30 protein-coding genes and 2 pseudogenes are annotated in these 22,877 nt (G+C 43.6%); 30 read left to right on the top strand and 2 right to left on the bottom strand.

Going from position 1 to position 22,877, the window contains the following annotated elements; genetic code table 11:
• Positions 1 to 594 precede the first annotated feature (594 nt).
• From UA76_RS13605 to UA76_RS13575, 6 genes are all read left to right on the top strand, one after another.
• On the top strand, positions 595 to 1,653 hold the full coding sequence (locus tag UA76_RS13605; protein WP_052772049.1) for a hypothetical protein: 1,059 nt from the start codon (positions 595 to 597) through the stop codon (positions 1,651 to 1,653).
• A gap of 939 nt (positions 1,654 to 2,592) precedes the next feature.
• The gene (locus tag UA76_RS13595) at positions 2,593 to 4,620 is read left to right on the top strand and encodes a S41 family peptidase (protein WP_047047090.1); all 2,028 of its coding nucleotides are present in this window, start codon (positions 2,593 to 2,595) and stop codon (positions 4,618 to 4,620) included.
• Positions 4,621 to 4,896: 276 nt separating this feature from the next.
• Positions 4,897 to 5,292, top strand: a complete 396-nt coding sequence (locus tag UA76_RS13590) for a DUF3465 domain-containing protein (RefSeq protein ID WP_047047088.1) — start codon at positions 4,897 to 4,899, stop codon at positions 5,290 to 5,292.
• 147 nt (positions 5,293 to 5,439) lie between these two features.
• Positions 5,440 to 5,814: an MmcQ/YjbR family DNA-binding protein gene (locus tag UA76_RS13585; RefSeq protein WP_047047085.1), complete on the top strand. Its 375-nt coding sequence runs from the start codon at positions 5,440 to 5,442 to the stop codon at positions 5,812 to 5,814.
• A gap of 188 nt (positions 5,815 to 6,002) precedes the next feature.
• A complete protein-coding gene (locus UA76_RS13580; RefSeq protein WP_202906944.1) occupies positions 6,003 to 6,356 on the top strand; it encodes a VOC family protein in 354 nt (117 codons plus the stop codon).
• Positions 6,357 to 6,494: 138 nt separating this feature from the next.
• Positions 6,495 to 6,899 (top strand): hypothetical protein, encoded by a 405-nt coding sequence (locus UA76_RS13575; RefSeq protein WP_047047079.1) that lies wholly within the window; start codon positions 6,495 to 6,497, stop codon positions 6,897 to 6,899.
• A 131-nt stretch (positions 6,900 to 7,030) separates the two neighbouring features.
• Here the strand turns inward: UA76_RS13575 and UA76_RS13570 are convergent, their stop codons facing one another.
• Both UA76_RS13570 and UA76_RS13565 read right to left on the bottom strand, forming a co-directional pair.
• The gene (locus UA76_RS13570) at positions 7,031 to 8,059 is read right to left on the bottom strand and encodes a methionine synthase (protein ID WP_047047077.1); all 1,029 of its coding nucleotides are present in this window, start codon (positions 8,057 to 8,059) and stop codon (positions 7,031 to 7,033) included.
• A gap of 25 nt (positions 8,060 to 8,084) precedes the next feature.
• Positions 8,085 to 9,059 (bottom strand): DUF1852 domain-containing protein, encoded by a 975-nt coding sequence (locus tag UA76_RS13565; protein ID WP_047047072.1) that lies wholly within the window; start codon positions 9,057 to 9,059, stop codon positions 8,085 to 8,087.
• 324 nt (positions 9,060 to 9,383) lie between these two features.
• Between UA76_RS13565 and UA76_RS13560 the strand changes: the two genes are divergently transcribed.
• From UA76_RS13560 to UA76_RS13455, 24 genes and pseudogenes are all read left to right on the top strand, one after another.
• On the top strand, positions 9,384 to 10,193 hold the full coding sequence (locus tag UA76_RS13560; protein ID WP_047047099.1) for a sulfite exporter TauE/SafE family protein: 810 nt from the start codon (positions 9,384 to 9,386) through the stop codon (positions 10,191 to 10,193).
• 331 nt (positions 10,194 to 10,524) lie between these two features.
• On the top strand, positions 10,525 to 11,280 hold the full coding sequence (locus tag UA76_RS13555) for a class I SAM-dependent methyltransferase (protein WP_047047068.1): 756 nt from the start codon (positions 10,525 to 10,527) through the stop codon (positions 11,278 to 11,280).
• Positions 11,277 to 11,678 (top strand): hypothetical protein, encoded by a 402-nt coding sequence (locus UA76_RS13550; protein ID WP_047047065.1) that lies wholly within the window; start codon positions 11,277 to 11,279, stop codon positions 11,676 to 11,678. The genes UA76_RS13555 and UA76_RS13550 overlap by 4 nt, the downstream gene beginning before the upstream one ends.
• Before the next feature lie 497 nt (positions 11,679 to 12,175).
• Entirely contained in the window at positions 12,176 to 12,742 is a 567-nt protein-coding gene (locus UA76_RS13545) for a hypothetical protein (protein WP_047047063.1), read from the top strand.
• A 96-nt stretch (positions 12,743 to 12,838) separates the two neighbouring features.
• On the top strand, positions 12,839 to 13,054 hold the full coding sequence (locus UA76_RS13540; protein WP_047047060.1) for a TIGR02450 family Trp-rich protein: 216 nt from the start codon (positions 12,839 to 12,841) through the stop codon (positions 13,052 to 13,054).
• Between the two features lie 115 nt (positions 13,055 to 13,169).
• Positions 13,170 to 13,769 (top strand): class I SAM-dependent methyltransferase, encoded by a 600-nt coding sequence (locus UA76_RS13535; RefSeq protein WP_047047057.1) that lies wholly within the window; start codon positions 13,170 to 13,172, stop codon positions 13,767 to 13,769.
• Positions 13,770 to 13,901: 132 nt separating this feature from the next.
• Positions 13,902 to 14,450 carry a hypothetical protein gene (locus UA76_RS13530; RefSeq protein WP_047047055.1) on the top strand — a complete coding sequence of 183 codons (549 nt, stop codon included), beginning with the start codon at positions 13,902 to 13,904 and terminating at the stop codon, positions 14,448 to 14,450.
• Positions 14,451 to 14,497: 47 nt separating this feature from the next.
• Positions 14,498 to 15,133 (top strand): HAD-IA family hydrolase, encoded by a 636-nt coding sequence (locus tag UA76_RS13525; protein ID WP_047047052.1) that lies wholly within the window; start codon positions 14,498 to 14,500, stop codon positions 15,131 to 15,133.
• A 142-nt stretch (positions 15,134 to 15,275) separates the two neighbouring features.
• Positions 15,276 to 15,563, top strand: coding sequence for a GFA family protein (locus UA76_RS13520; RefSeq protein ID WP_238322303.1), 288 nt, complete (start codon positions 15,276 to 15,278; stop codon positions 15,561 to 15,563).
• Between the two features lie 46 nt (positions 15,564 to 15,609).
• Positions 15,610 to 15,999, top strand: coding sequence for a GNAT family N-acetyltransferase (locus UA76_RS13515; RefSeq protein WP_202906943.1), 390 nt, complete (start codon positions 15,610 to 15,612; stop codon positions 15,997 to 15,999).
• Positions 16,000 to 16,240: 241 nt separating this feature from the next.
• Entirely contained in the window at positions 16,241 to 16,624 is a 384-nt protein-coding gene (locus tag UA76_RS13510; RefSeq protein ID WP_047047050.1) for a hypothetical protein, read from the top strand.
• A 118-nt stretch (positions 16,625 to 16,742) separates the two neighbouring features.
• The gene (locus tag UA76_RS25455) at positions 16,743 to 16,925 is read left to right on the top strand and encodes a hypothetical protein (protein WP_337588540.1); all 183 of its coding nucleotides are present in this window, start codon (positions 16,743 to 16,745) and stop codon (positions 16,923 to 16,925) included.
• Between the two features lie 15 nt (positions 16,926 to 16,940).
• Positions 16,941 to 17,579: pseudogene (locus UA76_RS13505) on the top strand (DUF3626 domain-containing protein); the annotation flags it as partial.
• A 358-nt stretch (positions 17,580 to 17,937) separates the two neighbouring features.
• Positions 17,938 to 18,302: pseudogene (locus tag UA76_RS13500) on the top strand (VOC family protein).
• 101 nt (positions 18,303 to 18,403) lie between these two features.
• Positions 18,404 to 18,595 carry a DUF1289 domain-containing protein gene (locus tag UA76_RS13495; RefSeq protein WP_047047047.1) on the top strand — a complete coding sequence of 64 codons (192 nt, stop codon included), beginning with the start codon at positions 18,404 to 18,406 and terminating at the stop codon, positions 18,593 to 18,595.
• Between the two features lie 89 nt (positions 18,596 to 18,684).
• Positions 18,685 to 19,002 carry a cupin domain-containing protein gene (locus UA76_RS13490; protein ID WP_047047044.1) on the top strand — a complete coding sequence of 106 codons (318 nt, stop codon included), beginning with the start codon at positions 18,685 to 18,687 and terminating at the stop codon, positions 19,000 to 19,002.
• A 76-nt stretch (positions 19,003 to 19,078) separates the two neighbouring features.
• Positions 19,079 to 19,426 (top strand): DOPA 4,5-dioxygenase family protein, encoded by a 348-nt coding sequence (locus UA76_RS13485; RefSeq protein ID WP_047047040.1) that lies wholly within the window; start codon positions 19,079 to 19,081, stop codon positions 19,424 to 19,426.
• Positions 19,427 to 19,516: 90 nt separating this feature from the next.
• Positions 19,517 to 19,693 (top strand): RidA family protein, encoded by a 177-nt coding sequence (locus UA76_RS24110; RefSeq protein ID WP_202906942.1) that lies wholly within the window; start codon positions 19,517 to 19,519, stop codon positions 19,691 to 19,693.
• A 2-nt stretch (positions 19,694 to 19,695) separates the two neighbouring features.
• The gene (locus UA76_RS24105) at positions 19,696 to 20,022 is read left to right on the top strand and encodes a RidA family protein (protein WP_202906941.1); all 327 of its coding nucleotides are present in this window, start codon (positions 19,696 to 19,698) and stop codon (positions 20,020 to 20,022) included.
• Between the two features lie 241 nt (positions 20,023 to 20,263).
• The gene (locus tag UA76_RS13475) at positions 20,264 to 20,515 is read left to right on the top strand and encodes an HPr family phosphocarrier protein (protein WP_047047038.1); all 252 of its coding nucleotides are present in this window, start codon (positions 20,264 to 20,266) and stop codon (positions 20,513 to 20,515) included.
• Between the two features lie 245 nt (positions 20,516 to 20,760).
• Entirely contained in the window at positions 20,761 to 21,258 is a 498-nt protein-coding gene (locus UA76_RS13470) for an HAD family hydrolase (RefSeq protein ID WP_238322302.1), read from the top strand.
• Between the two features lie 145 nt (positions 21,259 to 21,403).
• On the top strand, positions 21,404 to 21,778 hold the full coding sequence (locus UA76_RS13465; RefSeq protein WP_238322301.1) for a RidA family protein: 375 nt from the start codon (positions 21,404 to 21,406) through the stop codon (positions 21,776 to 21,778).
• Positions 21,779 to 21,852: 74 nt separating this feature from the next.
• Positions 21,853 to 22,350 carry a DUF2867 domain-containing protein gene (locus tag UA76_RS13460; RefSeq protein ID WP_047047032.1) on the top strand — a complete coding sequence of 166 codons (498 nt, stop codon included), beginning with the start codon at positions 21,853 to 21,855 and terminating at the stop codon, positions 22,348 to 22,350.
• 16 nt (positions 22,351 to 22,366) lie between these two features.
• Positions 22,367 to 22,852, top strand: coding sequence for a GNAT family N-acetyltransferase (locus UA76_RS13455; RefSeq protein ID WP_047047030.1), 486 nt, complete (start codon positions 22,367 to 22,369; stop codon positions 22,850 to 22,852).
• Positions 22,853 to 22,877 lie beyond the last annotated feature (25 nt).

Here is a 22,877-nt window from a genome sequence, read left to right as displayed (position 1 = left end):
ATCGATGGCAGTATGTTCCGCGGGATTTCGCAAAGGCAACCGTTCAATTGCTGTGATTATCACAAAGTCAGATAACGAACTGATTGTCCTTGGAGAATACTAGGTTTAAATCAAACAAACTAATTAGGTGAGAACTGTCGACTCAAGGCATTGCAGCCGTCAATGCGGCACATTGAGCAAAAAACCTAAGAACTTTATATCTTTTACTATAAATTCAGTTAATTACACAGCTATCACACAGAAGCAATCTGCTTTAAAATCTTCCCAGTTGGCAAAAGTCTAGCCAAGTGTTATTCGCTATTTCTTAGTGCATTGAGAGGAGCTATTAGGCTTGATTGACATTCTGATATTTGTTGTGATGACAAGCTTTTACTTCTGTTGTGATGGTAGCGAGACTTCAAGAAAAGAGGCAAGTTTGTCTATCGCAGTCTATGCAAGCTACTTGCTCATTTACCTATTTGTCCCTCCCTTTCCTGCGATGTCTTCGAAACACTTGGGGCAACTATATGGTTTTCTACCTATGTTTTCATTTGCGGCAATCTTGTTTCCACACTTTAACCCCAAAGCACCAGAAGTCGTCACTAGGGCTCTAGGATGGTCTGGGTTGCTGCTTACTTTCTTTTTACTTGGCTACTGCAAAGTGTTCGTTTGGTAAAGGAAAGCTACACTCCGAACCAAACCATAGAAATGGATACCACATTCCGTTTAGAACGCAGAAAAGGTTTCTTAAGTTTGAAAAACATCATCTTCAGTTCGTTACTCATAATTCTCACTATCGCGTTCAGCCCTAATTCAATCGCTCAATGTTCCATTGGAAGCATAAACAGTGTCAGGGAAGCTGCACTTGACTTATACAAAGGTGGAACCCCTGACGCCGCAGAGGCGCTGTTAAGTGAACATTATAAAGCGGAGTGCCATTTTTATGCGATGTCAAAACAGCCGGACGATATTTTGAATCGCGGATTATGGTTAATCAGTGATTTGATGTTCTATCGTAATTCAATTGGTGATTATCTAGGCTGTTTGGCGCTCGAAGATGAAGTTTATTCATCATGGATGGTGAGTGAACCAAATCGACATTCAGACCGAGTCGAATCTGCACTCCAAAACAATATATCAATGTGTCGGGATAATCTTGAAATTCTGTTTCCCGTACCAAACGCCTGCCCTATCGAAGGATACCAGCATTTAGTTCACGTGCCTGACTCTTGGGCAACCCAACACTCACTGTATTATGAAGTAGCGTGTATCGGCTTTAAGTTAAATACACCGATGTTAACTGTATTCTCTGAGCGAGACGGTCCAAAGCGACATAGTGAAGGTATGAACGCTGTCCCCTCACTGGAGATCCTTTATGTCAGCGAAGTCGTTGAAAGCCAAGCCCAAGACATTCATTCTAACCAGACTACTCTTATACCCAAGTATCAGCTGGACTTAATCTACTTTAGGACAGAGCAGGGCCTATTGTGGCAAGACAGCAATTGCTATTCGATGGAGTTGAGTCTGGGAGAGCAAGTTGGCATGCTTCTCTTGAGTGGAAGCTCAAGCCCTTGTGGGGTTGGGCGTGCTCTCTTCAAAAATCGTATGATTGCGCTCTTAGACTACCCCTTTGGAGCAACTGTTCTCCACGATCAAACCCACACGGTTCGATAAGTTCCATAGCACGACTAATGTACCCCAATAAGATTAAACGGATAAAGGCTCTATGCTTCGTAAGCTCATCAACCATTTTGGCACCACTCTTTATGTGCAAATTTGGGAATATCGACTTAAGATTACCAATGTACAAACACTCGCGGTCATAGACGAAAAGCCTCTTCTCCAAGTGGACAGACCTAAACACTCAGCCACAAAAAATGTGGCTTATGGGGGCTGTGCTAGTGCGAAAAGTATCAATCCATTTTCACACCCTAGGACGCTGCTAAGTGATTTCTATGTTGCACAAAAGCTGTTAAAACACCTTTTCAACCGCTCTATCCAGAGGCGATTTTATACCCCTTCACCTTGTATTGTGTTCCATCCCATGGAAAAGACTGAAGGAGGCCTGACCATGATCGAAGAACGCGCTTTCATAGAGCTAGGGTTGTCCGCGGGGGCCAATAGGGTTGTAGTTTACGTTGGTCATAAGCTAATGCCCTCTCAAATAGATTTCAACACCTTATATAAGAAGCACAATACCAATCAGCCACAGTAAATTTGACTTCCCCCATAAAAATCAAACTAATTATCAAAGAGTTGCCTTAAAAAGACGCAGAAATGAAAACAATTCTGAGACTTCATATCGCCTATTGAACGCGACTCACTTCTCAACAACACGATGAGTTTGCAGTACTGCTCGCTTTCAAATCAGTCATCGCCCCAACATCATAGATATGCACTTTTGTTTATATAGATCTCAGATTAGCCTAGTGCTTAGTTGGGACTAAATTGTTATATAAAACAATAAGTAATATACCTATTACTTAACGCGACCTTACTCGAAATCGTGAGGGTATTGTTGTATCAAAGTTGTTCCAACCATTCGCTCAAAATCTATTGCTGCTGCGTCTTACTTGCAGCCGCGAAAACAATATTAGGTTGATAAGGACGACTATGAGAACCATCACAAGACTCAGTACTCTCGCTTTACTTGTATCAGCAAATACAAGTTTCGCATTCGAACTATTGCCCATTTCAGAAGCCCGGGACCGAATGCAGTTCATTGAACTGTCCTCTGAAGAGAAGCAACTCGTCGCTGACAAGGCCAAACTTGTTATTGATGGGTTCTATGTCAACAAGTTCCACAAAAATGAATACTATGGAGTAAGCCCGACTTCCGACGGGCATCTAGACCCCATTGCAGGCGTGACCAAGATTGCCAACGAAGCGCAATCCATGACGACCCACGATTTACATAGGTCGCTTAGCGAGCTATTTAGAAGTCAACGAGACTTGCATCTGGCCTATTATTTGCCGAGCCGATTTAGAGACCATGGCTTTGAAATGCCCTTTTGGTTACTTCGCGTAGAAGATGAAAATGACTATTTCCAAGTTCGTGTCGCGCAAACTTGGAATGGTATCAACTTGACACCAGGGGGCCGAAATCCCGAGGTTGGCGACATTCTCATTGGTTATCAAGGATTACCGATTGGAGAGGCTATGAAGAGACTCATACCTAAAGGTAATGGATCCAACCCTTATGGCGGTTTTAAAAATGCACTCCAGTTTATGACCTATCGCTGGGGTGGTTCTAATCTCCTCCCAGAGGAAGACACTGTAAGGTTCCGCTTTCGATCAGCCAAAACAGGCGAAGAGTTCGAGGCTGAGTATGAATGGATTGTTTATTCATACTCAAAAATTGGCGGAGACATTCAGCACTCCATTTCAAACATGAGTCTGCCAACACCCGAAACTTCAAGCACAGTGGCCATAGAAAAGGGCCCTCAAAGCGTCAACTATGAGCAATACCAATTCAACAAACATGTGCAACGTAAAACAAGCAAGGGAAATCAAATACCCCTTAACGACAACAAATGGTATGGAGAGACGTTTGACTACCATACAGTTCAATACAATGGTCGAACCTACGGCAAGTTGAATCTGTATTCTTTCAGCCCCTATGACTCATGGCTACCTGATTTCTTCTCTATTCGAGACATACTGTCTCAACAAAATCAACACACTGATGGACTGTTGATTGACGTCAGTGGGAATTATGGCGGTTATGTGTATTACGCAGAGTCCATGCCACAACTTTTTACTCCGGGTGAAGCAAATGTCCATAGTTTCCGCATGCTAAACTCGGAACTCATCCAAGATCTTTCTCAGTATCAAGAAACAGAATGGTGGTTCAGCGATTTCCAAGCTAGGCTAAATGGTGTTATTGGCAGCCAAGAACTTTACTCTTCTAGCCTCCCGATTACCCCAACAGAGATAGCTAACTCCTATGGCCAAGTCTATACAAAACCTGTTGCGCTGCTGAGTGATGCTTCGACCTACTCCGCAGGCGATTTGTTTACGTGTGCAATGCAAGATGATGATGCAGCAGTCATTTATGGAATAGATCCAAAAACAGGGGCAGGCGGCGCAACAATCATAAATTACAGCGTTCTAGAACAACATCCAATAGGGCTTTTTTCATCCCTTCCACTCGGTATCGACTTCAGTTTTTCATTTAGCCAAGCTATTCGTTTCGGCCACCATAAAGGGCTGCTAATTGAAGATTATGGCTGCAGCGTCGACGTAGATGTTAGCCCTACACCAGAAGACCTTACCAATGGCTATCAATCTATGTTTGCAAAGGTATACGAGGGGCTATCTAATCAAGCCGTCACAAAAAGCAGCTTCCAATTTGCAGATGACTCTGCTGGCGACTATCAAATCACACTTAATGGCGATAGCCCTGAGCTCAATCTACTTGTTAAGAATACCGAGCGAATCAAGTTGTCGATTGCCAGATACTGGTGGGAACCAATGGAAGTAGAAGCCACTTATTACACTTGGGCTTATGGAGAGGAAGCGAAGCCTTTCACATTGCCTATCCCAACATCAGTTATCGACGCCAATAGTTTCGTCATTCAAGTTGAGGGGCAAGATGCGGGGGAACGTCTCTGTGGAACTTTAAGCGTGAAATCATCTTGAGTGTTGCGCCTTAAGGCTTAGCGACTAAATAAAGCCTCTATCAGTAAAGTTGGCAGCTTAGCGAACAGCGGCCAACTTTTAAGTCACTTCACGAAAACTTAACTGCCTAAATTTTCTCTATAACGATGAAAATCATGTAAAAATCCATTTTTTTTTGGCTGCTCCGCTCATATTATTCATATGCACATTGAGTAATAACAGTCTTCCCGTAACCTTCACTTGAATGATTAAAAATTTCTTTACTCAAACGATTAGAAGGACAAAAGGAAACTATCAATGAAATGGATTTTAGCTGTATTGATAGCTATTTTTACGTTTGCACACAGCTCTGCTGCCGCTAACGACAAGATCCTCAAACACGCTTTTCAAACACACAAGAGCGATGTTCAAGTACTGGGCTCTGGCAGCGTGATCCGCATTCTTCCAGATGATAATGACGGTTCAAGGCACCAAAAGTTTATTATTAAACTAAAGAGCCAGCAAACCCTCCTTATTGCACACAATATCGATTTAGCGCCACGCGTCGCCAATCTCAGTGTCGGAGATCATATCGAATTTTTTGGTGAATACGAATGGAATAAAAAAGGCGGTGTCATTCATTGGACTCACCACGATCCATCCAACCGACACCCTCATGGGTGGCTAAGACATAAAGGTAAAACGTACAAATAACTCTTCACCTACTCTGGCTCATTGTTAAGAATCGCGAGTAAGCACACTGCCGAGAGCCATAACTTCAGTAGAATCAATCATCTTGAAGACTGCGTTATTGAACAGGAAGTTCTATTTTTAAATCAATCTGTCTAACTGGAGTACACCATGAACTATGAACAATTCAATGAGTATTGTCGTTCACTTCCCGCCACAACCCATGTTGTTCAATGGGGAAACTCACAGGTATGGAAAGTGGGCGGAAAAGTGTTTGCTGTTGGAGGTTGGGGCAAGGATAAGCAACCCGCTTTTACTTTTAAGACATCCCCACGAAATTATGACTTTCTCAAAGATTTAGAAGGTTATATTCCAGCACCCTATTTCGCCAATCGAGGGATGAAGTGGATACAACAAGTCGACACTGACGGGCATTTAGATGAAGACCTAAAATACTATCTCTCAGAATCTCATCGAATTGTGTCATTAGGGTTGAGTAAAGCTAAACAGAAAGAGCTGGGGTTAAATGTTGATCCGTCGAGCTAATGAGAAATCTGGTTCTGTAACTGATGTAATTCATGATATGCAACTTAGATATCACCCTAAAATCATTGACCTACCACTTGTCCCCTACAAAGCTTGATGTAACTTTTTATACGTAAATACAGAAACTTAAAAGGTATTGAAATGGTGGAAACCAAAGGTATACATCACCTAGACTATCGGTGCTCGAATTGAAGAAAACTCGTGACTTCTTTGTTGATACGTTAGGTTGGGAAGAGTCTGGGTATGATGAAAGCTACCCTAGAACAGCGGTAAGCGATGGGGTAGTTCGCCTAACGCTCTGGCAAGTTGACCATGACTTGGATGTCGAACCATTTCATCGTAGGAAAAATATCGGGCTTCACCACTTAGCTCTAGAAGTCGACTCGGAAGCACGCCTGAATGCTCTATACGATAAAGTATCTCAACACCCTGAGTGTACCGTTGAATTCGCTCCTGAACCTATGGGGAAAGGCCCCAGAAAACACATGATGTTTACCGAACCAAGCGGTATTCGATTAGAGTTTACTTGGCCGGGTCAATAATCTCGGTATTCATAACTGCAACATTGGCGATGGTTGAATCATTGGTATAACAACTAAATAGATAACGAAACCATATCTATACCCTCCTTAATAAAATTGAACTAGGGTTAGCCCCCTCTTTATCAAAGGTGACTATAAATGAATATTCTTAGTGTTTTTCAAAGCAAAGTAGCAACTTTATTGCGAGGAGAGGAACAACAGGTCAGTGAAAAGCTTATTGAGCTAGCAACATTTTTCTATAAAGTGGATAACCGTGTATCACTTGCAGAACAAAGCTATGTCGATGAACTTCTAAGAACCATTGAGTGGCATTCTACGGTTAGCGTTGAGTCCTACCAGCGAGACTGCATAGCAAAAATCAACGGTATCATTAGCCTTTCCGAAGAGGAAATATCCGTATACCTCTCCGACCTAATGCAAGAAATCGTCACGCTTGGGGCTGCTGAGCAAGCGAAAACTCTGGCATCTGAAATTTCAGATGCGGATGGTGAAATTGCCGATGACGAAGTTCGATACCTCGATCTTGTAAAGTCTTATCGCTAATCGTTGCGACTCGAAATACCAAAAAATAAAACGCGCCTGATTTTTCGTATATAAACAAAAATTCAAGCGCGCTTCTTTTTTAGGTCGTCTAAAAGTCCGAGTCTTATAGCTCAGAATCAAACTACCAAGGCTTATTCAGCCAACTCTTTGCGAATAATTTCTGCGCCAGCCCTCAATGCGTTCAGTTTGCCTCTCGCCACTTCGCGAGACAGCGGAGCCATACCGCAGTTGGTACACGGGTAGAGCTTGTCGGCATCCACATACTTTAGTGCTTCACGTAATGTATCTGCCACTTCTTCCGGCGATTCAATCGAATCTGTTGCGACATCAATTGCACCGACCATGATTTTTTTGCCACGCACCAGCTCCAATAGCTCGATTGGCACGCGCGAGTTGTGACACTCTAGTGAAATGATGTCGATGTTCGATTGTTGCAGCTTTGGAAACACCTCTTCATATTGACGCCATTCAGAGCCAAGCGTCTTCTTCCAATCCGTATTCGCTTTGATCCCGTAACCGTAGCAAATGTGTACAACAGTTTCGCATTTTAAGCCTTCAATCGCTCTTTCTAGACAAGCGATACCCCAAGCATTCACTTCATCAAAGAATACGTTGAATGCCGGCTCATCGAACTGAATGATATCAATGCCAGCCGCTTCAAGCTCTTTCGCCTCTTGATTCAGAATCTTAGCGAACTCCCAAGCCAGCTTCTCACGACTCTTGTAATGATCATCGTAAAGCGTATCAATCATGGTCATTGGGCCAGGAAGCGCCCATTTGATTGGTTTGTCAGTTTGCGTGCGCAAGAACTTAGCATCTTCTACAAATACTGGCTTTTGACGGCTCACAGGGCCTACGACAGTTGGCACGCTCGCGTCATAACGATCACGGATTTTCACCGTTTGACGCTTTTCAAAATCCACCCCGTCTAAGTGCTCAATGAATGTTGTCACAAAGTGTTGGCGAGTTTGCTCACCGTCACTGACAATATCGATACCTGCTTTTTGCTGCTCTTGAATGGAAATACGCAGCGCATCATGCTTACCATCGATAAGTTCTTGCTCTTCAAGTTTCCATGGAGACCAAAGTACCTCTGGCTGTGCTAGCCAAGAAGGTTTTGGCAAACTACCTGCGGTAGATGTTGGCAATAGAGTTTTCATAATCAGGATTCTCTACTCACAGGAATTAAGCGTAATTGGCAGACCACTGCTCAAGAATGGATTGGTAAGGCTCAATAAAATGCTCTTGTGCGAACTTACCCTGCTCTACTGCCAAGCGACTGCGCTCCTCACGATCGTAAACAATCTGAGTAAGCGAGTGATCAAGATTCTTCAAGTTTGGTTGGTAGCACTGACCAGCTACCGCATTGGCATTATAAATTTCTGGACGATAGATCTTCTGGAACGTTTCCATGGTACTGATGGTACTAATCAGCTCTAGGTTGGTGTAATCGTTCAATAGATCACCGAAGAAATAGAATGCTAGTGGAGCAACGCTATTTGGCGGCATGAAATAACGAACTTCTAGGCCCATTTTCTTAAAGTACTGCTCTGTAAGAGAGGATTCATTAGGTTGATATTCATAGCCCAGTACAGGGTGTTGATTCTCGGTTCTCTTATAAACTTTATTGTCTGACACACTTAAGCAAATAACAGGCAACTTCTTAAAGCTCTGCTTATATACATCGGATTTTACGAAATGTTTAAATAATTTACCGTGTAAATCACCAAAATCTTCTGGAACGGTAAACTGAGGCTTATCTTTATTATGATCAAGCAGTCTAACGCTAAAATCGTAATCACGAACATAAGAAGAGAAGTTATTTCCTACAATACCTTCCGTGCGCTCGCCTGTCTTATTATCAAGAATGTTCGTTTTTAAAATTTCAATTGAAGGAAATGCATTACCACTTCCCTCGACATCCATATCGACAGAGATAATTTCTAGCTCAACAGAGTAGCGATCACCGTTAGCATTGTCCCAGTGTGCTAACGCATTAAAACTGTTATCAATCATACGCAGTGCATTGCGAAGGTTCGACTGGCGGCTCTCGCCTCGTGCCAAATTAGCGAAGTTGGTTGTGATACGTGTATTATCTTTTGGTTGATAATTTTCGTCGAAAGTTATGCTGTTAACTGCAAATTTAAAATCCGTTGCCATTGCGATCTGGTATCCTATTTCCTGAATTGAAAGCTAAACTTTGTCCATACTCTTTTTGGGTTTAATAGTGTATTTAGTTTATCCCAGCCCGTAATTTTCACAGTTTTATGCCAATTCTGAGCAGGTTATATTGACACCCTGTAATATCGTATACAGATTCAAGAGCAGAGTATGTTTTATACGTGGATACTATTTTTAATGACAATGGTTTTACTTCACATTCAATATGAGAAATATTCATGATAATTATAGGTTCACTTGATGCTTGTATAAAATCATTGATGTAGTATGGCAGCCCCTCAATTACTGCAAGAGAAGGATCTCATGAGTGAACTGGTTATATTGATTGTATTCTGTGCCATATTAGGCAGTGTTGTTGGCTTCTTAGCGGGGCTATTAGGTATTGGAGGTGGGCTAGTCATCGTGCCAGTACTAAGCAGTATCCTACTCCATTTCGAAGTATTACCTTCGTCTCAAATTGTCGTCGCTGCAATTGCAACTTCATTAGCGTCAATCCTTTTTACTTCTACGTCTTCAGCTCTCGCTCATCATAAGAATGGTAACGTCCCTTGGGATCTTGCTCCTTGGGTGATGACTGGGGTTGCGCTAGGTGCTCTAATCAGCGGCTTCTTGGCTTCTTTACTCCCTGAGCAAGTTGTGCGCATCGTTTTTGCAGTGAGCGTAGTCCTTATCGCTTTTAAGATGTTCTTTAGTGGTAAAAGCGACACATCAACCGAGCGTCAGCTACCCAACAACATCGTTTTGACCGTGCTCACCACTATTACTGGTGGCCTATCGGCAATGATTGGCATTGGCGGTGGCGCTCTGCTGGTTCCTCTGCTGACCTTCTTCTCAGTGAACATGAAAAAGGCGATTGGTTGTGCCTCCGCATGTGGCATCGTTATCGCTCTGTTTGGTTCGGTTGGGTATATCAGTTCCGGTCTGAGCCACTTTGCTTTCTCTGAAGGCTTTTTAGGTTTTGTGTACTTGCCTGCACTGCTAGGTATCGTTTGCACCTCCTGGTTCACCGCACCGTTAGGCGCAAAAGCCACACAACATTTACCCGTACCCACGCTCAAAAAGTGCTTCGCGGGCCTATTGCTGGTGATGGCTGCAAATATGGTGATGAACTAATACCATCTCCATCTTTTCCATTGAATGTCTGCTACACAAGGCGAACTCAATCGCCAGTAGCAGACATTTCACAACAAAGTTATCTGTGGCCATTGACTACTCCGCCCCTGATTATCTATACGCTATAAACTGCCTGCTCATTTGCGATTCAATAGCAATATGTTCAGAGGCTTAATCCATGAAAAACGCGTAGCGCCCTTCCATAAAAACCTGCTACCGCCCCCAATTCTTTAAAAGCAACTTGCGCAACAAAGTGCATTTGAGTTCTATATACAACCGCTTTATGTGTTCGCATGGATGCATTTATGAATCTTAATCCAAATGGGGGAATATGACGATACATACTCTGTTCAGTAAGAAATCCGATCTCTATGAAGTGGCTCGCCCGCTTTACCCTGAGAATATCTATCAGTACTTAGCTACCTTGACACCATCAAATGTTGCAGCTTGGGATTGTGCTTGTGGCAACGGTCAAGCCGCTATTAGCCTAATTCGGCATTTCGAATCCGTCTCCGCAACCGATGTCAGTGAAGAACAGATTGCACACGCGAAGCAACATGAGAACATTCAATATTCGGTATCTCCCTCAGAAGTAACACCTTTCGAAGACAATGCTTTTGATCTTGTCTGTGTCGCTCAAGCCTTACATTGGTTCGATTTTGAGAAGTACTGGCCTGAAGTGAAACGTGTTCTCAAACCCAACGGTGTGTTTGCTACATGGGGGTATGTATGGCCTAGTGTCAATCCACAGTTTGACCAGTTGTTTAGTAAAACGGTTCTTGACGTAATTGAACCTTATTGGGCACCACAGAACCAACTGCTGTGCGATCATTACCAAAATGTCGAATTCCCCTTTACGCCAATCGATACACCAAAATTTGAAATGAAAGTAACTTGGTCCTTGGATGAATTTATGAGCTTCATTCGCACTTTTTCTGCGACTCGTTTGTGCATTGAAGAACAAGGTGAAGACTTCTTCTTGGCGGCAAGGCAAACATTGATGCCAAGTTGGGGCACTCCATCAAACAAGCGGGAAATAGACTTAGATTTCGTCTTCATCGCAGGCCGAATGGACCAAACTTCATGAAGAAAGTGGTTGTTAGTATTGTCGCCGTTATCACTCTTTCCCTAGTTATTGGTGTGATGGTGGAAGCCCATTTCACGATCACTGTCGGTGGCGAGGCAATTAAAGGGCCAATGAAATTTATCTATAGCGCATGGGCGTCATTGATTGTGGCTGTCATCGCTATTTTTATCGCAATGTTACTAACGCTTTTTATTAGTGGGATGGGCATCTTACTGGTAGGGGCGTTAGCAAGCACCATTGGTTTACTGATTGCTATGTTGTTCCCTGTCTTAGCTCCGATACTAGTCCCTCTAGTGATGGTGCTTGGTTTTATCTGTTTCAATCGGTTCAAGAAAAGCCGATCATTCGCACCCGCTTCGAGTACCCACGGGCAATCCCCGCGGTCTTACTCAAAATAGGAAAGCACTTGGCCTAAATCAATAACCTAGTGTCCTAAGTTTTATAGATTAAGTGCAGTACGATAAATAGCCTAGATGTTTCTAGTCTATGCAATAAATCTTTAATTACAGGGACATATCGCTATGGAAAGCTGTGGTAAATGTAAACAGTTCACTCGAACAAGGCACAATCAAAAAGATCTATGTGAAGCTTGGCAACAACCCACTGTCGCAACTCGGCAGGCTTGCGAGTTTTACATGCCTAAAGCTGCCACCCGATTAAGCCCTAGCAAGAAGTCAGTGCATTAAAAAAGTGCCTTTGGGGAAATAGCTTAAAGGAAAAAAGCCTTGACGAAGCGACCATTTAGAAAGATGGCCCTAAATCAGAACAATCATCAGCAGCAAACACATCGTATTGGTCGTTACTAGTGAGCAGTCAGTTACGCATTCAGTCGATACGAAAAATTTAACTCATCGACACACTCGGCATAACAAAGCGCTGAATACAAGGAAGCAAGATGCTCGACTCATTCTACAACAAAACCTCGGGACGACAGGTACTCATTCTATTCGTTCTCACCAATGCCATTTACCTCACCATGCTCAATGTCAGTATTCCGACTCTAATAGGCTTTGCTGATGGCCAACTCATTTTTGATATGTCACCAACTGGATATTCCTTTCAACAGGCGCAAAGCTTACTTGCCGCTTTAGGTGAGGAAGGCCGGCAATATTATCTCACCACGCAACTTCTACTGGACGTCCTTTATCCGTTACTCTTCGCGCTATGTTACTCAAGCCTGCTTCTATGGCTGACAAAAGCAGGAAAGTTAACGAGCCGTATCTGGCGTTATTTTGCTTACACGCCTCTGCTGGTATGTATTTTCGATTACGCCGAGAATCTGTGCATCTGGCAAATGTTAACCCAGTATCCAAACCTTTCAGAATCTTTGGTGCAACTGAGCAGCGCATTCACGGTAGCCAAAAGTACCTTAACCATGCTCTACTTCGTCATTGTTTTAGCCGCGCTTGTCGGTATTGCAGTCAATAAAGTTTTGGGTCGGAAAAGTACGGTTGATGCTTAGGTCGACTCGACGATTATTTACCATACACTGAACTTCCATCCAGAGTCTTTCGTAGTAACTCATTGTCTTTTCTAAGTTACTACGAACAGGATTAAAATGAATCGAATCTCACCTGCAAAACTTTCCAACAGCAAATGGACAGCCATCGATCCCAAAAACCGCGAAAAACATTTTCTGATTACCGAAGTAGAGTATGAAGAAGATGGCACGGTTCTATCTTGTAAGCTCGAAGCCATCATGTCTAAGAACGAATACCTCATAGACTGGAGAGATCTAAAAGACGCCAGCAAATGGAAACAAGGCTGGAAATAATCAAGTTTAAGACAGAATGATTAATTTAATGATTGATTTATCAATTAATACCAGCATTGATAGATGCATTCGCTTAAAGTAAAGCGCTAACACTCAATACCAAGGATGACTTTCCGTGAAACCCACTGACATTGGCCAAGCCTACGACCAAATTACCCACATCTGGCAAAGTGAAAAATTCAATATGAATAATGGTATCGACGCTCATCAACGAGCGCTGAGTTTTGCCAAACACAAAGGGAAAGCCTTAGATATCGGGTGTGGTTGTACTGGCCGATTCATTGACCTGCTATCAGAAGAAGGCTTTGATACAGCAGGCCTAGACGTGTCTGAAGAAATGCTCAAACTGGCCAAGGAACGTCATCCAAGTGTCGATTTCATTCATGCGGATATTTGCCAATATGAGTTTAGTGAAAAATATGACTTTATTACCGCATGGGATAGCATCTGGCACATTCCGCTTTCTGAGCAGCAGAATGTGATCACTAAAATTATCAATGGCCTTAACTCGGGCGGCCTATTTATCTTCTCTTTTGGCGGCGTTGAGAAGGCAGGTGCGCATACTGATGATTTCATGGGCCCGGAAGTCTATTACTCTTCTCTGGGTACCAATGGATTTCTGACCCTATTTATCGAACTCGGATGTACCATTCGTCACCTTGAGTTTGACCAATACCCAGAAATGCACACCTATCTTATTGTTGAGAAAGGATAAATATGACTCTAAATGTGAATCTAACCGCAGGACTTTATTAACGAAGAGATATAACATAAACCTCATAGCAGAATACTGAGTAAAATCAGCGACTAATCATCAATAGGCAAGTTTGAAAGGAGTTCACTGCCCATGAGGTCATTGTTAAAAAGTGCGTTACTCGCCACCTTGGCGATAACGCTCATAGGATGCGAGGACAAAGCCGCGCAGTACGCGAACCCTCCTAGCCGCCTAACAGAACAAATAGATGCTTACTATCCGCTTTCTATAAAATACGTCAGAAAGAATGAAGCTATCGTATTGGAACAGGGACAGCCCCTGTCTCCACAGTTTGTCGAAATTGCGCGCAAAATTGGCATCAAACACCCAGAAAAAGTTCGCATCCATTACACCGAAGAACTTCCACTACCTGAAAATGAATCTCTTCTTTTCCAAATGCAGCGACTTGGTCTCGATTCGCCCTACCTAGTAGGCATGACATTTGGCTACGGCATTTGGATTGAAAATCGTGTAAGAGGTAACAAACAACTCATCGTGCACGAACTCATCCACGTTAAACAAATCGAAGATCAAGGCCTCGAAGCGTTTACCAAAGACTACCTATTGCAACTGCTGATCTTTGGCTACGCGGAGTCACCAATCGAGATTGAAGCCTATGAACTGGAACGCCAATTTTTGTAATACAGCGATTGCATTAATGCTGTAACGTTTGCTTTGAGAGGCTAACAATGAAGTTAATCATCTTTGATTGCGATGGTACGCTAGTTGATAGTGAGTTTTTGTGCCACCTTGCACTGAGTCAACAGCTGACTGAATGCGGTATACCTTCGAATACAACGGCTTTGATCGCCCAGTTTCGCGGTTGGAAATTAGCGAGCATCATCGGAAATATTGAGGCCGAATACGGAGTCAAACTGCCTACGAATTTCGAACAACAGTATCGATTAAAGATCAAAAGGTTGTTCAGATCCAAGCTTAAAGCTAACCCTGGAGTCCACGACTTATTATCGACGCTTGATATCCCTTTTTGCGTCGCCTCCTCAGCGCCAAGGGCTAAGATTGAACACGCTCTAGAAGTGACAGGGCTTTCCCCATTTTTTAAACAGAACATCTTCAGTGGGTATGATATTCAAGCTTGGAAGCCCGACCCAACTTTATTCTTGCATGTGGCAAAATCTAAGGGACTTCATCCTAAAGATTGCCTTGTTATAGAGGACAGCTTAGTCGGTCTTCTCGCAGCTAAGCGAGCCAAGATGCGCAGCATCTACTATGCACCTCACAAGAAGTCAGCAGGTCTAGCAGGAATCACGCAAGTAAGTCATATGTCTGAGATTGGTGAACTACTGACTGAGAGAGTTTTCTAGACCTTGGTACACACTACCTTGGTACGCACAAAGTTAACGGAGTGAGAACAATGCAAAAAAACTATTCGGGATCTTGTCACTGTGGGCGGGTGCAATTCGAAGTAGAAGCGATATCACCCATTTAAGGCGCTGCAACTGCACCGTGTGTACAAAGCGTGGTTCACTGAATGTTAGGGTCCCCAAACAAGCTCTAAAGCTGCTTACACCAATAGACAACCTATCTGTTTATCAGTGGGGCACTAAAACAGCCAAAGACTATTTTTGCCCTCACTGTGGCATTCTACCATTTCGAATCCCTAGCGCACTGACCGCTGAAGAAATACGACAAGGTAAGCAGCCGTTTACGGGTTGGACGATCAATGCTCGCTGCCTAGATGATCTAGACCTCGACCAACTGCCCATCACCGATATCAACGGCGCATCTCTGTAGCAATAAAGTCGACGCGAGCAATAAAGTCAATGCCAGGAGCGAATATATGAAACTTGAAACTAATCGACTCATCATCAGGCCGTTCCTTCCAACCGATTATGAGGCAGTGTATGACTACATGTCAGATCCTAAGACTACGTATTTCTTGCCCGAGGGTGTTATGTCTGAAAGTGACGTCAAAACATTCATTACTCACAATACCAAAGCCTTCGCTATATACCTGAAAGAAGGAACGCAACTTGTCGGCCATATTGAATTTTACCCATGGTTTGGTGAGCATACCTATGAAATTGGCTGGGCGATCAATCCGCATTACCAAGGGCAAGGCATCGCGCATGAAGCTGCGCATCAAACTTTGAAATATGGATTCGAATCTCTTGGCATTCATCGCGTCATTGCGACTGCCAACCTGAGAATGTCGCCTCTTTCCGTTTAATGGAAAAACTGGGCATGGTCCGAGAAGGACACTTTAGACAATGCATACCGAAAGAAGACGGTACATGGTGGGATGAATATTTTTATTCCATGCTGTTGGACGATTTCAACAAAATATAAAGCTCCACAAACGGTGATTATACGGAATGGACACATGGTTCTTTGAACTTATTCGCATTTTCACGCATTACATCCTCGACCTTTATAAGACTAATTGAATAATAACGTTGAGAGGGAACGAGATGAGAAAGATACAATTTAAGAAACGAGCACGCTCGTTAAGCGCAGCCATCATTTCAGCTATTGTTGGCTTTGGCTTTGTGCTATCGAGCCAAATCTTCTTTTCTCACGAACAAGGCTTTGTGGCGTATGCCCTTGTTGTTTTAAATAGCAGCTATCAGTACTTTGCGAATAGAAAAAACAACGACAGTAAACTCACTACCGACGCCAATGATATTTATTTGCATGGCATACCCGCAGCACTCAAACATCGATTTCCTATCATTGGCTTTCCACACATTCGCGTCACGTCTTTAACTAAGAATGGTTACTATCGAGTAAGAGTCTATCGAAACTATGTATCCAAAGAAGACTGGCAGCTTCTGCTCAGCATGTGCAGTGACTGATCCAAGCCTAACCCATTTGCTCGAACTCGCTTAATTTTTCGATAACAGACTCATCATTGATAAGGTTTGAGGTGGCGTGTTATATCTTATAGGAGATGAAAACGAGTTGGGAGACACTATGACGGCCAGTGCTATTGAACAAGCAATCACAAATATAAAACTGAAATCGCACGGCCCTGAGCAACGTCTCCAACACGCTCTCACCATCAACTTCCACCCAGATCGCCTTACCTCTGATGGCACGCCGCTTTTGCTCACTATCGCCAATGACGGCGTATTGAAATCCCAGTTTGAAACATAAACCAGTAATGGTGGATTAACCGCATACAAAGGCGGAGAGCGTTGGCATTGGGAACAACGTGTCTTTGACGGCGCTTATGACGATGCAGCAGATGAGCTAAGGCCCAAGTATGGCGCGTTGAACTACCAAAACTATCCAATGGGAGCCTCACCTCGATTTGGCTCAGCTTTTTTCCAAGTCAAATCACATGTGCTCACTCGAAGCACTTTTTGTTACCCCGATAGCTACTTCGAACCCGAAGACTTTGCCGTTGCGAATCAAGTAATGCCCTTAATACAACAAGCAAGAGCATCGAATAGCGATTTACTGGATGATTATATTGAGGCACACATTCATGGCGTAGTTTCTATTCAACAAGACATAGAATGCATCGTTTTAGACCCCATTTATCGTGGTTCCGAGGTCAACACTTTGGCTCAAAAGCTCAACATCCCAATCCAATGGCACAATGGATTTGAGCTAGACATCCAAACCATGCAACAGCATCCGGAATATCGAGGTCACGAGTATATCGACCTCGCTAAAGAGATCGCCGTTGATGGAAGAATCACACCCGATATATTAGGCAGCGCCGTGACAAAACAAGGTTACGATGAGCAAGATATCAAAAAGATCTGGCATTACCTAGCACGTTTTGGCTATATACCCAAGTAACCTCAAGATGCGTGGTTCAGCGAGAATTGCCTAGTTTGCAAACGCGGCAACGATTCGACAATCTAGTGGTTCTACATTGAGAATCGTTAACAAAGTGTGCGAGCTAGGCAAACTCGCCCTTCGGGAGCGTATCACGGTTACAATTTCTACGTTAAATGCCTTGGAAAGAACCCGTTATTCCGCTGCGTCATTTGTCTTGAACTTGAACCCGTTACAACGCTCTGAATCCTGGATCATGAAGTCACTTGGGTATAATCGTGCCAATTAAAGAGCGACTTAAACATAACAAGCTAAAATAATGACTCACGAGGCTTAAACCTCTTCGACACATTGAACAATAGATAGGATAAGCACCGGTATGAATCAACACGAAAAGTTAAACTATGTGGAGTTTTCGTCCAAAGATCTTGAGGCAACCAAAGCATTTTTCAGCGCCGTATTTGAATGGGACTTTGTGGACTATGGCCCTGAATACACCGCTTTTTCCAATCAAGGATTAGACGGTGGATTTTTCAAAGCCGATGTTTCTAGTCAAACTCAAACGGGCGGAGCTTATTGGTGTTCTATAGCGCAGACTTGCAATCCACTTACGATAAAGTTGTCGCCCAAGGTGGTACGATTCAGCGTGAGATCTTCAATTTTCCGGGCGGATGTCGTTTTCACTTTCTTGAGCCGAGCGGCAATGAGTTTGCAGTGTGGTCTGAATCAGTATCAGATGTCTAAGCTTTTTGACACTGATTAAGTCCATGGTGCGAGCATATTAGCAACAATAAGCGACGTAACCTCGCGTTAGTCGACTAGACTGTAACTAGCGAGGTAAGCCAATGAATGATAAACCGAAAGAGACAGCTGAAAGCATCCCACACCCTTGTATTAGGCATTGCTGTCTCGACGAGGAAGATGTTTGTATGGGCTGCTTTCGAACTCTTGAAGAAATCCTTCATTGGAACGAAGCCACTGATGGCGAAAAACGCTCAATTCTCAAAGAGACTAAAATTCGTAAGCAAGCCAGATAAACGTCATCACAGGTGTGCTTTATAGAAACTAACACTGCGTTGAATCTACTCAGCAAAGAAGCAAACTCATTAATGAAAGGAGCTCAATAGTGAACAACCTCTTTGATAACATCCCTGAATCGCTTCCTAACGAAATCTTTGAAGACATCGTTGCCACCAACAGTGTTCGTATCGAACGCATTCTCTCTCACGGGCAAAGCTCTCCTGAAACGGGTTGGTATAAACAGACCGAGCATGAATGGATTGTCGTGCTTAAAGGGCAAGGAACACTCGAGTTCGAAGATGGAAGGGTCGTTACTCTCGGCGAGGGTAACTTCATCAATATTCCTGCGGGCGAGAAACACAAAGTGTTATCTACTGCCAAGAATGAGGTTACGGTTTGGCTCGCCATTTTCTATAGCGACTAACCAAAAAGTTTCCTCGTATTGACATGAATAGGTTCAAAGTTGCGGCTAGACTTTAGAGAGTGATTAGGAGTCCTCTATGAATCAGCTGCAAAAGCCAATTAATGTCCACCGAGCCTATCACGCTCACATCTACTTTAATCAAGACACCCTTGCGCTCGCGACTGAACTGCATCATAAAATTCAGTCGCAGTTTGATCTTAGGCTGGGGCGTATAATCACTCAACCTATTGGCCCTCATACCCAATGGAGTTTCCAAGTATTGTTTACAAGAGAAGACTTCGAACGCTTCATTCCTTGGCTCGACGAAAACAGAGGCTCACTAAACGTGTTAGTACATGCCGATACAGGCAACGATCTTGATGATCATACGCTCTATGCCTATTGGCTGGGAGATGAGGTCAATCTCGATTTGCGAGGCTTCTAACACTTGATCCTGTTTAATGTTATTACCAAACCTGTCACACTGAAACTTCCAATATGCACATTTACACATAGCCACATTTCAGGGACGACAATGACAGAACAACTCGCGACTTCGCACCACACTCATGACCATGACCAAATAGAAACGAGACTCGAAACACTTGGTTTAACACTTCCCATCGCTAGTGACCCACAGGGCAGCTACTGCAACTGTGTACGCACGGGCAACTTGCTGTATGTTTCTGGGAAAGGTCCGATGGCTGGCTAGATGTGACTCCAAAAGGAAAACTGGGCCGAGAGTACACCACCGAACAAGGTTATGAATTTGCCAAAGCGACCGGATTAGATATCCTGGCTGCCCTAAAGTTAGAGCTAGGGTCACTGTCAAAAGTTAAGCGCGTCGTCAAACTGCAAGGTTTTGTCAACGCGACCGAAGAGTTCGAACAGCACCCTAAAGTCCTTGATGGCTGCTCAGATCTGATGGCTCAAGTCTTTGGCGAGAAAGGCGTTCATGCACGCTCTGTGTTTGGCGCCGCTTCCGTGCGCGGTAACTTGCCCATCATCATTGATTCCATATTCGAAATCGAAGCAGATTGACACAGTAAAAGCCTTCAACTCAGGGCGCTGTTACGATGCTTCATAACCGCGCCTAAAACTCGATTAGACTCGGATCACGATTTATTTTACAAAGTGAATAAAATAAAAGACATCAATCACAATTACGCATAGAAAGAACTCGTCACCTCAAAAAAACACTTATGGAACATAGTTATAGCGACTTCGTTGCGGTATCAATAAAGCCAGTTTTACTCGTACCCTCATTTCGGAGAAGTTAACAATGCATAAGAAGAATGTCGTTATTACCGCACCAAGTGGCCTACATACACGTCCAGCAGCGCAGTTTGTGAAAGAAGCAAAGAAATACGCGGAAGAAGTCGAGATCGTATCCAACGGCAAAACTGCTACCGCTAAAAACCTGTTTAAGCTGCAAACACTACAGCTTGTTCAAGGTACTGAAGTAACCGTTCAGTCAGCAAACTCTCAAGCCGTGAATGACCTCGCTAAATTCCTAGAAAGCGTTACTGGCTAATTCAAATCTGAGAGCTTGTACAAAGTGCCGATTCGATAATCCGTGGTACTTTGTACACTCAGTCTTATTCAGCACGACATGTACAACACAGTTATTTTCGATTACGGCAACACGCTATGCAAGATGGGAAGTTTGGCCCAGTCGCTTGAAGCTGTGTCCAGTTCAACGCAAGCGGTCAAAGTTGGCAAACTTATTGAGCTTTACATACGTCAGCTATATCAGCCTAATCAAATCACTCAACCTGAATGGAATCGATTTGGCGCTTGGCTTTTGCTACCCACGGCGTTCCTTTTCAAACTGAACTGGGTATTCTGCACTTAGAGCATTTCATTCGATCTGGCGAACTTTATCCCTACACCCACGAGCTTCTCATCACTTTAAAAACCCAAGGGACTAAACTCGTGCTGCTTTCCAATGTCACTGGTAACACCGACGTTTTTCAGCAAGACCTTGAACGTCGCGAGTTAGCCCAATATTTCGATAGAGTCATTTGGTCATGCGAAATTGGTTATCGCAAACCCAGCGAACAAGCTTTCCAAATTGCTCTTAATAGCATTGGCAGCCACGCCGCCCATACTTTGATGGTCGGTGACAATCCAATCTCAGATATACAAGGCGCCAAATCTTTTGGCCTATCGACGTTACTCGTCGCCGATCAACATAAAATATGTCCTCATTCCGATCACGTGACTTTACGAGATAACCTTCAAGAAACCCTGATCAAATTAACCAACCCTCTGTAGGGCTCTTCAAAAGTGCACCATCTTGCACATAATCAACAAATTTTTGCGTATCAACTAACACTTCCCGTGTCACTCATACTCCGGTTGTAGTCAATTTGTTGCGCCTAATCAATACTGGCTGTTCGAACTTATGGAAGGAGCCCTTGTGAGTAATCAAAGCCAAGAAATAGAGCGAAAGCGCGGCATCTACCAAGGGAGAAATAAATCCTCTGCCTATCAAGATTTAGTGTGGACGGTTGCCACCGCATCCAATACCGACTTGGGCATTGTTGAACAAACGCGGCAAACCTTAAAAACCATCGAAAACAATTTGGTTGAATTGGGTTCAGATAAAACTCGCATTGCTAGCGCACAAGTCTTCATCGCCAATATGGATGACAAACCAACCATGGACAAAGTGTGGTGTGATTGGCTCGGTGATAATCCAGAACATTGGCCCCAACGAGCCTGTTTGGGCGTTGCATTGGAAGGTGATGTCCTAATCGAAGTAACGGTAACGGCAGTTCGCTGTAAAGAGTGATTGAGCAACACTTATTGAATGTCTATCGATAAAACCGACTGTTAAAAGCCGCTGAGTAAACCCAAGGAGTAACCATGAATGTACCCGCAGAAAGTGAGCTAACCACATACGTTGAAGGCGCCTATTTTCATGACACCTATAGTGCAACATTGATTGATCCAAACCAGACCGCAATGGAAGCCTATTTGGCTATTTTCACCAAAACGCCTCCTATTGTCGCGGCCTTGATGAACATGAGAAATGCCATCGTGTCAAAATTAGGCTTAAAGAATCTTGGTGCCATGAATGAAATCAAAGAATCTAAAACCGCGTCTGACTATAAAGTCGGCGACATGGCGGGGATTTTCAGCCTTGTTTCTCTGTCTGACAGCGAGGTCATCGGCGAAGATAGTGACAAACACTTAGATGTTCGAGTCTCCTTCTATATTGAAAAACAGGCAGGAAAATCGATTTTGCACGCCACAACCGTTGTTCATGTGCATAACATTTGGGGCAAGCTGTACATGTTCTTCGTTACGCCGTTTCACAAAATGATTGTGCCCTATTCAATACGCTCCATTACTCAGAAGTAAAGGCAGGTCGACGATTATGGAGATAACTCATCAGTTACAGCCGGGGGATTTAGGTCAAATAGTTAAGCAACACGGGCTACTTTACGCCAAAGAGTTCGGCTACGATTACACCTTTGAAGCTTATGTCGCAGAACCACTGGCACAGTTTGCCAAGCGCCAAAACCCGCGAGAATGCATTTGGCTCGCCAAAACAGATGGCTCTTTAGTCGGCTCAATATGTATCTGTGAAGTGTCTGAAAGTGTGGCGCAGCTGCGTTGGTATTCCGTCGATCCTATCGCTCGTGGTCGAGGGCTTGGCAAGCAGTTAATGGATCAAGCCATTGCGTTCTGCCAGCAGCAAAACTATCAGAAAATAATCTTGTGGACGGTCGATGGTTTAGCGGTATCAAAATCATTGTATTTACGATATGGATTTACTGTCAGTCACGAAGACGAGCGAGAACTCTGGGGCAAAGTCCAGTTAGAGCAGTGCTACGAAAAAGACCTCTCACCCGCTATATAAAAATCTATAAGTTTGTTGGCGTCAA

The sequence above is a fragment of the Vibrio mexicanus genome (genome assembly GCF_001012815.1).
Taxonomy (GTDB): Bacteria; Pseudomonadota; Gammaproteobacteria; order Enterobacterales; family Vibrionaceae; genus Vibrio; species Vibrio mexicanus.
This window is presented reverse-complemented; position numbering and strand designations above follow the sequence as displayed.